The following is a 12072-nucleotide window of genomic DNA, read 5'->3' on the forward strand; positions in this document are numbered from 1 at the left end:
AAATGAAAATACTAATTGTGGTTATTCACCCGGATCTGGAAAGTGCTGTTATTAATAAAAGATGGATAGCGGAGTTGAAGAAATTTCCAGATCGATATCATATTCATTACCTGCATCAGCTTTATCCTGATGGAATTATTGACGTACAAAAAGAACAGCAGTTGATGGAGCAATACGATAAAATCGTTTTTCAGTTTCCATACTACTGGTTTAACAGCCCATGGTTATTTAAAAAATGGCTGGATGAAGTTTTGCTTCACGGATGGGCTTATGGAAGCGAAAGTGGATATAAACTTGCAGGGAAAAAAATTGCTATGGCCATTTCTTTGGGTGCAGATGAGGCCGACTATGAACCATCTGGTGTTTACCGTTATCCGCTGGCTGAATTGTTGCGGCCTTTTGAGCTTTCCTTTAATTTTGTAAAAGCAGACTACCGGCCACCATTTGCATATTACGGAATTGAGTACAATTCAACAGCAGAACGGATTGAAAAAAGTGTTCCGTTATATATGGCGTTTTTGAACGCTTTGTAAATTGTATTGAACAACGTTTTGATGGGTTAATATTGTAGATAACCTGACCTGATGTTCGATTTCAGGAACAAATAAAGTGCACCATCGTAGTAACCGCCTTTCCTGAAACAAAAATGTGATTAATTAATAGTGTTCCAGCTTTTCCAAAAAATGAAAATTGCGAAAAGGCTTATATCACATCAAAAGCTTAAAGCGTAATAAGGACGGAACAAAAAAGCCATCTCGCAAAGACTATTTTCGGGTGGGGGTGTCTGTTAAAGGACCAACGATAAACGACGGACCACCAACGAAAAACGATCCCCAAATTCCTGCTATTTTTTTACTAATTTTAATTTCTTATCACACATCAAGATAACCCCCAAAGAAATTTGGCACTTTTATAATCTCAAAAGAATCATAAAACTTAAAATAAAATGTCAAAAATTCTCAATGTTATTTCAAGCCCAAGGGGTGAAGCATCAAATAGTATCAAATTAGCTAATGCGATTATTGATCAGTTAAGAGCGCAAGATCCGGCAGCAGTTGTAGAGGTAAAAGATTTAACTAAATCACCTTTTCCACATTTGGAAGAAGTGCATTTAAACGCATTTTTTACGCCGATTGAACACCATACAGAAGAAAATAAAGCAGCAATCAGTCACTCTAACCAGGCGATTAGAGAAATTATGGATGCTAATGTAATCGTAATTGGTGCACCAATGTACAATTTTGGTATTCCTTCGGTATTAAAATCATGGTTTGACCATATTGCACGCGCAGGGATTACTTTCAAATATGGTGCTAACGGACCAGAAGGATTAGTAACTGGCAAGAAAGCTTATATTGCGGTTGCTACAGGTGGCATTTATAGCTCCGGCGATTCTGCAGGTTACGATTTCGTGGTGCCTTACATTAAAGCATTTTTAGGTTTCATCGGCATTACAGATGTTACCGTAATCAGAGCAGAAGGTCTTGCTATTCCGGGTATACAAGAAACAGCTTTAGATAAAGCAATTGATAGTATCCAGTTATAGGCTGAATTTCTTATCATATTCAAGGCCATTCTCAACAGAGGGTGGCCTTCTTTTTACAACTATTTTAGCCGATTCTTTTTCCGGTATACGGCGATCTTGTATAATCTCCACTTTAAATTTCGGGCCATCCGGCTAGAATTTCCATCAAAAACTTCCTGTATAATGAATTAGGTCAAAATCTGACTATAAACGGGTATTTTATTGCCGCCTGTTTAGTGGCATTTCGACTGGAGAGGGTTACTTTTGTTTTTAATGTATTGGTAAGCGATCTGAGAGGACGGAATAAAATTCTGTTGCGTTTCTGAATTACAGTTCGTTCATCAATATTTCTAAGGGTGCTAAATCTGCTTTATAATCTTAATAAGCCAGTTTTGATGCCATAATTGAATCGCTTAAATTAACAAAAACTGCCTAGCCATAGAAAAAACATGTATATTCGTTTTGGCCAAATATCACCGTATTTTAGAATGTTGTCAACCGTTAAGATTTTTTTCCTTTCCATTTTTTTACAGGTCAGTAATCTTAGTGTTTTAAAAGCCCAAACTACATTTGGTTCCATCAAATATCTGGGAGTTGAAAACGGCTTATCCAATAACGTAGTTAATTCCCTGTATCTGGATCATTTTGGTTTCATGTGGATGGGGACTTATGATGGTTTAAATCGTTATGATGGCTACAATTTCAAAATTTTCAGGAGTGGTTGGGGTGATAAAAGCAGTGTAATGAATAACCACATTACCGTATTAAACGGCGATAAGCAGAACCGTGTTTGGGTGGGTACCCAAAAAGGCATTTCTTATTATGATTATGCCGATTCTAAATTTCATCAGCTACAATATTCAGAAAATAAGAAACAGACAGCCGTAAGCTTTGCCATTAATGCCATAGCGGTTGCACCAAAGGCAGTGTATGTGGCAACGGATGAAAAGGGCTTGTTCCTGCTCCGCAATAAACAAAAACTGGCAGAACGTATTGCCTTTAAAGGCACCAAAGATTTTAGTGTTAAGGCCATTTGTGCAGATGGTGAAAAGCTGGTATGGCTTTTTATTAAAGATGTAGGGCTTTGTCAGCTTCATACAGAAACCAATGCCATCCGCCTGATCAAACCAGAAATCAGGGCAATTACGAGTATTGTTAAAGGCAAAGGAGAAGATCTTTGGATTGGAACCGAACGCGGACTTTACATTTACCATACCAGCCAGAAGCTACTGGAAAAATGCAGTCAATTATCTGGCAACGAAAATATCATGAGCCTCACTTTCGATCGTCAGCAGAAACTTTGGCTGGCCACAGACGGAGGAGGAGTGATGGTGTATGATACAGTAAATGATGCAGTAAATCATCTCCCTGCCGGACGTGAAAAAGGTTTGTTAAGCAGCAACTCCGTGGCGCAGATTTATGAAGACCGCGAATCCAGAAAATGGATTGCAACCCTACGTGGCGGAGTAAATATCATCGATCCGGAACAGGGTCAGTTTAAGACCATCAAACGCAATCCGTTAAAATCAAATTCGCTCATCAATAACTTTGTACTTTCTTTTAGCGAAGATCAATACCACAATATCTGGATTGGAACAGATGGGGGTGGGTTAAGTGTTTGGAACCGGCAACAAGATACCTTTACCAATTATGCTAAAAGCAGTAAGCCGGGCGCTTTAACCAGCAACTTTGTTACCAGCATTTTAAATGATGCCGATAACAACATTTGGGTAGCATCTTTTAGCGGCGGTATCGATCGGTTTGATCCGGCAACTAAAAGTTTTATCCACTATCGCTGCTACGATGTGGTAAAAGGGCTTGATGAAGAAAACCTTTGGAAGCTTTATCAAGACCGGCAGAAAAATATCTGGGCCGGTTCCACAAAGGGAGGCTCACTTTACCGATACAACAAAACGCTTGATAAATTTGAACTTTTTGATCATCAGCTGAAAGATATTCATACCCTTTTTCAGGATAGTAAGGGCAGGTTATGGGCGGGCAATTATAGCCAGCTCATTCAGATTGATCCGGTAGGGGAAAAGCACAGGTATGTGAAAATAAATGCGGCTATTCGTGCCATTCAGGAGGCTGCGGGAGGTAAAATATGGATTGGGACCGAGGGTGGCGGGCTATTGCTTTTCGATCCGCAAACTGAAAAAATCAGGCGCTATCTGGAAAGCAATGGTTTACCAAGTAACTCTATTCTAAACATCTTAAAAGATAAAGACGGAAATTTATGGTCGAGTACTTATAACGGCCTGTCCAGGTTTGATGTAAAAAACCAGACTTTCAAAAACTACTTTGCCAATGATGGTTTACAGAGCAATCAATTCAATTATAATGCAGCATTAAAATTATCAAACGGTGATTTTTTATTTGGTGGGATTGGCGGCTTCAACCTCTTTTCGCCGGATAGCATCAGGAAAAATAAGCGGGTTCCTAAAATCATGCTGACTGATTTTAAGATCAATAACATTTCGCTCGATCAGGATTCCAGTTATCAGGATATTTCCGTGGTTAACCTCGAACAGATTTCGATTCCCTATCAGTCGGCAGTTATATCGGTAAACTATGCCGCTATAGAATTTTCTTTTCAGGATCAGATTTCTTATGCTTATTACCTGGAAGGCTGGGACCGGAACTGGAATTATGTAAACAAATTAAGTACGGCATATTATTCCCGCCTGGATGAAGGTACCTATAAGCTCCACATTAAAAGCACCGATACGGAAGGCGTTTGGAGTACTAACGAAAAGGTAGTTACCATTATTATTTTACCGCCCTGGTACCGCACCTGGTGGGCATATGCTATTTATTTAATCATCGGCTCATCACTATTTTATGTTTTCCAAACCTATAGAAACCGTCAGCGCAGGTTAAAGCATGAAATAGAAATCACGAACCTGAAAATGGAGCGTGAAAAGGATTTGAATGAGAAAAAACTGAATTTCTTTACCAATATTTCGCATGAGCTGAGAACGCCGTTAACGTTAATTGTAAATCCGATTAAAGATATTTTAAATAAAAAAGAGTCGGGCGCAGAGAAGGATAACCTTAATGTGGTATACCGGAATTCGCGGCGGTTATTGAGCCTGGTAGATCAGTTACTGCTTTTCAGGAAAACGGAGAGCGAAAATGATGCATTAAAAATTGTGCGGATAAATCTGTACAGCTTCGCTAAAGAAATCTTTTTATGCTTTAATTACCTTGCAAAAAATAACGATATCGATTATACCTTTGAGTGTGAAGAAACGGAACTGATTATCTATGGCGATAAGGATAAAATAGAAATTGTGCTGTTCAATTTATTATCCAACGCCCTTAAATTTACACCAAAAGGTGGTTTTGTAACGCTTGCAATTCAAAGTACCCATCGCGGTGTGAACATTGAAGTGAGCGACAGTGGCCCGGGGATTCCGGCAGGTATAGGCGAGAAATTATTCGATAAATTTTATAAGGTAATGTCTAACGAATCCCTTAAAATGGGTTTTGGAATCGGCCTTTATCTCGCCAAAAACTTTGTAGAACTGCATCGGGGTAAAATTTCTTTTGTATCAAATCCGGGCGCTGGCACCGTTTTTTCAATCGAACTTCCGGCAGGGGAAGCCAATGAAAACGAAGAAGCGGTTGCTTTTCAAAATGAGTTAACTTATGTAAATGAGCTGATTGCACAAGAACAGGAAGATTCCGGTAAAAATACAGGTGAAAGTATTGGGAACCTGGAACTGCTGATTTCCGATCTGCATACCATTTTAATTGTTGATGATAACCAGGAAATCATCGATTATATAGGCAAAATATTTAAAGAAAACTTTAAAATTTATACGGCGGATAATGGTTTGGAAGGCCTTAGACTTTGTAGGGAATATTTACCGGATATTGTAATTTCTGATGTCAATATGGATGGCCTGAACGGGATAGAACTGTGCAGAACGGTTAAAGAAGATTCAGCTTTGAGCCACATTCCCGTGATTTTGCTTACCGGCGATCCAAGTCCGGAGGTGAAGTTGAAAGGTATTGAAGTAGGTGCTTACGATTTTATCAGCAAACCTTTTGATAAGGAACTTTTTACCGCCAAAATTAATGGTATCATTAAAAACAGAACCAATCTGCAATCTTATTTTTATAATGAAATTACGTTAAAGTCTGATGCCCACAAGGTATCGCAAGATGATAAAGGCTTTCTGCAAAAGTGCATTACCATCATTGAAGAGAACCTGATGGAAAACAGTTTCAATGTGAAAATACTGGCTTCTGATTTGGGAATGAGCCACTCAAATTTGTATAAAAAAATTAAATCTACCTCCGGTCAGTCTGTTAATGGTTTTATCCGTTTCATCAGGTTGCGTAAGGCCGCAGAGTTACTGATCAATACCAATCTGAACATTAATGAAGCCGCATTCCGGGTAGGCATAAATGATATTAAATATTTCAGGGAGCAATTTCAGAAGCTTTTTAAGCTTACACCATCAGAGTTTATCAAGAAACACCGGAAAAGCTTTCACAAGTATTATAACATCAATGCTACAGTTTAAAAGGGGTAATATTAATATGCCCCCTTTAAAGTATGATTTAACCCCCTGTTTAAAAGTTTAAAATTCCGGTACTTCGAACATAACCAAATGATAAAAATCGAGCAGCTTAAATCCCAAATGCATTTCCATATTAAGAGTATACTTTTCAGCGCAATATTCGGTTTGCTTACGTTAAGTTGTACGGCCCAAAAAAGCGGCTTAAGTACCATTGCCCAGAATGGCTGGTCGAACAACTCCGTAAATACCGTAATTTTCAGGAAAAATTCATTGGTTACCTTTAAAGGTATTCAGTATGCTGCTTATTATGACAGCAATGAATACCTGGTGCTGGCCAAAAGAAAAATCAACGCTGATACATGGGAAACTTTAAAAAGCAATTATAAAGGTGAGGCTGCAGATGCCCATAAATCAATCAGTATTATGGTTGATGGAAAAGGGATTTTGCATGTGGCCTGGAGCCAGCATAACAATAATTTAAATTATGCACACGCTGTTGCAGCCGGGAGTTTAATTTTAAGTGAAAAAAAATCCATGTTGGCCGGGCGGGAGAATAAAGTGAGCTATCCTGAATTTTACAAGTTGGCCGACGGCGATTTGTTATTTCTTTACCGCGATGGCGGATCTGGCAATGGCAACCTGGTGATCAATCGCTATGCGCTGAATACACAAAAATGGAGCAGAATTCAAAATAACCTGATTGATGGCGAAGGAAAGCGAAATGCTTACTGGCAGGTGGCGATCGATCTGGCAGGTGTCATTCACATTTCCTGGGTGTGGAGAGAAAGCCCGGATGTGGCCAGTAACCACGATTTATGTTATGCGAAATCTGCCGATGGCGGGGTAACCTGGCAAAAGTCTGACGGGCAAAAGTATGAGCTTCCCATCAACGCGGGTAATGCAGAATATGCACTCCGGATTCCTCAAAAAAGCGAGCTCATCAACCAGACATCTATGTTTGCAGATGCCAGTGGGCGGGTATTTATTGCCGGTTACTGGCGGGAAGAAAATGATAAAATTCCACAATACCACCTGGTTTATAAAACGAATGGTAACTGGCAGGTAAATAATTTAAATTTCAGAAAAACAGCATTCAGCTTAAGCGGTGGTGGTACGAAGCGAATCCCAATTTCGCGCCCGCAAATAATGGTGTGGAAAAAATCTGGAAATTATGCTGCCGGCTTAGTTTTTAGGGATGAGGAACGAGGCGGAAAAGGTTCGATAGCGCGGAGCAATAATATAGCATTGAATAACTGGATCATTGAAGATTTGACAGAAAAAAGTGTTGGCGACTGGGAGCCGAGCTATGATACGGAGCTCTGGAAAAATAGAAAAGTATTAAGTTTGTTTTTGCAGGAAGTTAAGCAAATTGATGGCGAAGGAAAGGCAAATCAGCCACCCACCCCTGTACAGGTATTAAATTGGAAACCAAATAAATAAGTAAACTATAAAATATGAGAAGATTGAATATAAAAGCCAATGCAACGTTTGTATTTGCGTTTTTCTATGCTTTTACGGTGGGTACAGGCGCATTTGCACAAAGTAAAAAACAACCTGGAAACAGTGCGTATTTGTTTGCTTATTTTACAGGAAATACCAAAGCAGAAGAATCTATTCGCTTTGCAGTGAGTGAAGATGGTTACCGTTATAAAGCATTGAACAATAACGAGCCGGTTATTTCTTCAGCAGAAATAAGTTCTACAGGTGGTGTTCGCGATCCGCATATTTTACGTGGTGCCGATGGAAAGACATTTTATATGGTGGTTACCGATATGGTTTCAGCAAAAGGCTGGGATTCAAATCGCGCCATGGTGCTTTTAAAATCAAACGACCTTCTTAAATGGACCTCCAGTATCATTGATGTTCAGAAAAAATATCCCAATCAGGAACATTTGAAAAGGGTATGGGCACCACAAACCATTTACGATCCTGCAGTTAAAAAATATATGGTTTACTGGTCTATGAAACATGGCGATGATCCTGATAAGATCTACTACGCGTATGCGAATGCCGATTTTACAGATTTGGAAGGAACGCCAAAGCAGTTGTTTTTTAGCCCGACAAACGGCTCTTGTATTGATGGTGACATCATTTATGATAAAGGAAAATATAACCTTTTCTTTAAAACGGAAGGGAACGGCAATGGCATTAAAAAAGCGGTTTCCAATGAACTAACCAAGGGTTATGTGCTCGTTGATAAATATCTACAGCAAACTACCGATGCTGTTGAAGGTGCAGGTGTTTTTAAATTAAACAATGCTGATGAGTATATCTTGATGTATGATGTGTACACCAAAGGCCGTTACCAGTTTACCAAATCTAAAGATTTAAATACTTTCAAGGTAATTGATGAAGAGATTAGCATGGATTTTCATCCCCGCCATGGCACGGTAATGTCTATTACTGTACAAGAAGAAAACCGTTTATTAAGCAAGTGGTACTCTGCAAAGTCAGTGTTGTCAGGCGCACAAAATCCATCCATTAAACACTATAATATCGTGATTGATTCTGTTGGTAAAACAGCTTTTTTACCGGTTAACTCTGGTACAGATTTAAAGGCATTTGATCCACAGTTTTCAAAGTTTGCCGGGGTAAACATCAAGCCAGCCGGAAAGGTAGATTTTTCTAAAGGGACGGTAACTTATACCGTTAAAATTGGCGATCAGGCGGCAGAAACCTATGCAATAGCTGCGGCCGTGAACAACAATCCGGTTTTAAACGGCTATTATGCAGATCCGGAAATTCTATATTCCAATCAAACTTCAAAATACTATTTATACCCAACCAGCGACGGATTTACAGGCTGGAGCGGTACTTATTTTAAAACATTTTCATCACCGGATTTAGTTAACTGGAAAGATGAAGGGGTAATTGTAGATTTGAATAAAGATGTTTCCTGGGCCAAAAAGAATGCCTGGGCACCAACAGCCATCGAAAAGAAGGTAAATGGCGCATATAAATATTTCTATTACTTTACTGCTGCGCAAAAAATTGGCGTAGCGGTTGCAGATCATCCGGCAGGCCCTTTTAAAGACAGTGGAAAAGCGCTGATTTCTAAACGGCCGGCAGGCACAAAAGGCGGACAGGAAATAGATCCTGATGTGTTCACTGATCCGAAAACGGGCAAAACCTATTTGTATTGGGGAAATGGCCACATGGCTGTTGCCGAGCTGAACGCTGATCTGGTTTCCATAGATACGAACAGCATTAAGGTAATTACGCCTGATAAAACCTTTAGAGAGGGGACAGAAGTTTTCTTTAGAAATGGAAAATACTATTTTCTATGGTCTGAGAATGATACCAGAAGTCCGGATTACGGTGTGAGGTACGGCTATTCTGATTCACCTACCGGAAAAATCACCATTCCGGAGGATAACTTAATTTTAACCCAATTACCTGACCAGGCCATTTACGGAACCGGGCATAACAGCGTTATTCAGATCCCCGGAAAAGATGAGTGGTATATTGTTTATCACCGTTTCACCAGACCAAAAGGCATTACCATGGGCGAATCTGCAGGATACAACCGCGAGGTTTGCATCGATAAAATGGAATTTGATGAAAATGGTGGTATTAAAAAAGTAGTACCAACGCTGGAAGGCATTAAACCGATCAAATAATGAGAAAGATAAAATTACTTCAAGTTGTTACGGCTCTTATTTTGCTGCTCGCTGTGGTGAAAGAAACCACTGCACAAACAAAAGAAACTATTCTCTCGCAACTTAATTTGGCCAATAATTATTGGCAGGCTACCAATAAACCGCAGGTTCGTGCTTTCTGGGATCATGCAGCTTATCAAACGGGAAACATGGAACTGTATGCCTTGGGCAAAAATGAGGCTTACCGTAAATATGCGGAAGACTGGGCAGAACACAACCAGTGGATGGGAGCGAAGTCCTCAGATCAGTCAAAATGGAAATATTCTTATGGCGAAACGGATGATTACGTGCTCTTCGGCGATTGGCAAATCTGTTTTCAAACCTACATTGATCTTTACAATTTGCAGCCTGCGGCATATAAAATTGCCCGTGCAAAGGAAGTGATGCAATTTGAAATAAGTACTGCGAAGAATGACTACTGGTGGTGGGCCGATGGACTTTACATGGTGATGCCGGTAATGACGAAGCTTTACAAGTTAACCGGCGATCAGAAATATTCGGAGAAATTATTCGAGTATTTTATGTATGCCAACAGCATTATGTATGATCAGGAAGAGAAATTATATTACCGCGACGCCAAATATATCTATCCGAAACATAAAAGTACTAACGGTAAAAAGGATTTCTGGGCGAGGGGTGATGGCTGGGTTTTTGCCGGTTTAGCGAAGGTGTTAAAAGATCTTCCTGAAAATGATCCGCATAGAAAAGAGTATTTAACCAAGTATAAAAATATGGCGAAGGCGATTGCTAAATCGCAGCAGAAGGAAGGTTACTGGACGCGGAGCATGCTCGACCCTGAACATGCGCCTGGAGCAGAAACCAGTGGAACTGCTTTTTTTACTTATGGGTTACTTTGGGGCATTAATAATGGCCATTTAAAGGCAAAAACATATCTTCCAACGGCAAAAAAAGCATGGAAATATTTATCAGAAACTGCCTTGCAGCCAGATGGTAAAATAGGTTATGTACAGCCGATTGGTGAAAAAGCCATTCCGGGTCAAGTGGTTAATGCCAGCTCCACATCGAATTTTGGTGTCGGTGCCTTCTTATTGGCAGGCTGTGAAATGTATCGTTATTTATCTGATCAAAAATAAACGTTTTCAAATGAGAATTAAAAATATAGCAGCAGCCGTGATGATGCTGATTTGCTTTGCTGGTACAGCAGTTGCACAAAAGACTAAAAGTAAAAAGAATGTGGTGCTGGGCGACAGGCAATTCTGGCTTCAGCAGATGGATAAAATGGTTCGTCCGGTGATATATAACCTGGCGAAAGACAGCCTTAGGCTTGCAATGCCCAAAGTAACCTCTATCCATGTAGATAATAAAGACCACCGGATTAAAGTGCAATATGTGGAGGTTTTAGGTCGCGTTTTAAGTGGCATTGCACCCTGGTTACAGCTGGAAGGTGGCGCTCCGGAAGAGGTGGCTTTGCGGAAACAATATCGTGAATGGGCATTGAGCGGGTTAAAAAATGCGCTTGATTCTAATGCCAAAGATTTTATGACTTTCGATATCGGCGGGCAACAACTGGTGGATGCCTCTTACGTGGCCCTTGCCGTAATCCGGGCCCCCTGGTTATGGGAAAATCTGGATCAGAAGAATCAAACTTTACTGATGAAATCTATCGTAACCACTAGAAGATTCAAACCTGTATTTTCTAACTGGCTGTTGTTTTCGGCAGTGAATGAAGCTTTTCTGGCCAGGTTTGGTTACGATTGGGATCCGATGCGTGTAGATTATGCGCTTCAGCAAATGGAGCAATGGTATGTGGGAGATGGCATGTATAGCGACGGTACCTCATTTGCTTACGATTATTACAATAGTTATGTGATTCATCCATATCTGGCCGCGTTATCTGAGATTATCGGCAAGAAAACGAATGCCTATAAAGACATGTTCGAAAAGATTAAAAAACGGAACGAGCGTTATGCAATCATTCAGGAAAGACTAATCAATACTGATGGAACTTATCCTGCAACGGGCCGGTCAATCATCTATCGCGGTGCGGCATTTCACCATTTAGCAGACATGGCTTTAAGAAAAGCATTGCCAAAGCAGTTGAGCCCGGAGCAAGTTCGGGGTGCATTAACAGCTGTGATCAGAAAAACTTTGGAAAGCCCGGGTACGTATAAAAATGGCTGGTTAACAATCGGTTTATATGGAGACCAGCCGGAGTTAGGAGATTTTTATAATAATCAGGGTAGTCCTTATATCGCTTCTAATATTTTTTTACCTTTAGGTTTGCCAGCCACTGACCCTTTTTGGGCAAATCCACCGGCAAAGTGGAGCGCACAAAAAATATGGGGTAGCGAAAATTTCCAAAACGACCATAGCGTTAACTTAAAATAAAATCCTG

7 protein-coding genes are annotated in these 12072 nt (G+C 40.1%); all 7 read left to right on the forward strand.

What is annotated here, in order from left to right:
• Positions 1–2 precede the first annotated feature (2 nt).
• The 7 genes from GJU39_RS00235 (at position 3) to GJU39_RS00265 (ending at position 12065) form a co-directional block, all read left to right on the forward strand.
• Positions 3–533 carry an NAD(P)H-dependent oxidoreductase gene (locus GJU39_RS00235; protein ID WP_154278672.1) on the forward strand — a complete coding sequence of 177 codons (531 nt, stop codon included), beginning with the start codon at positions 3–5 and terminating at the stop codon, positions 531–533.
• Positions 534–946: 413 nt separating this feature from the next.
• Complete coding sequence (locus GJU39_RS00240) at positions 947–1546, forward strand: FMN-dependent NADH-azoreductase (protein WP_154278673.1); 600 nt, start codon at positions 947–949, stop codon at positions 1544–1546.
• A 467-nt stretch (positions 1547–2013) separates the two neighbouring features.
• On the forward strand, positions 2014–6060 hold the full coding sequence (locus tag GJU39_RS00245; RefSeq protein ID WP_167515623.1) for a hybrid sensor histidine kinase/response regulator transcription factor: 4047 nt from the start codon (positions 2014–2016) through the stop codon (positions 6058–6060).
• Positions 6061–6147: 87 nt separating this feature from the next.
• Complete coding sequence (locus GJU39_RS00250) at positions 6148–7497, forward strand: BNR repeat-containing protein (protein WP_245227638.1); 1350 nt, start codon at positions 6148–6150, stop codon at positions 7495–7497.
• Between the two features lie 14 nt (positions 7498–7511).
• Positions 7512–9677 carry a family 43 glycosylhydrolase gene (locus tag GJU39_RS00255; protein WP_154278675.1) on the forward strand — a complete coding sequence of 722 codons (2166 nt, stop codon included), beginning with the start codon at positions 7512–7514 and terminating at the stop codon, positions 9675–9677.
• Positions 9677–10810 carry a glycoside hydrolase family 88/105 protein gene (locus tag GJU39_RS00260; RefSeq protein WP_154278676.1) on the forward strand — a complete coding sequence of 378 codons (1134 nt, stop codon included), beginning with the start codon at positions 9677–9679 and terminating at the stop codon, positions 10808–10810. Before GJU39_RS00255 ends, GJU39_RS00260 begins: the two co-directional genes overlap by 1 nt.
• A 10-nt stretch (positions 10811–10820) precedes the next feature.
• On the forward strand, positions 10821–12065 hold the full coding sequence (locus tag GJU39_RS00265; RefSeq protein WP_209437568.1) for a DUF2264 domain-containing protein: 1245 nt from the start codon (positions 10821–10823) through the stop codon (positions 12063–12065).
• Positions 12066–12072: the final 7 nt, after the last annotated feature.

This window comes from Pedobacter petrophilus (assembly GCF_009674725.1).
Classification (GTDB): Bacteria; Bacteroidota; Bacteroidia; order Sphingobacteriales; family Sphingobacteriaceae; genus Pedobacter; species Pedobacter petrophilus.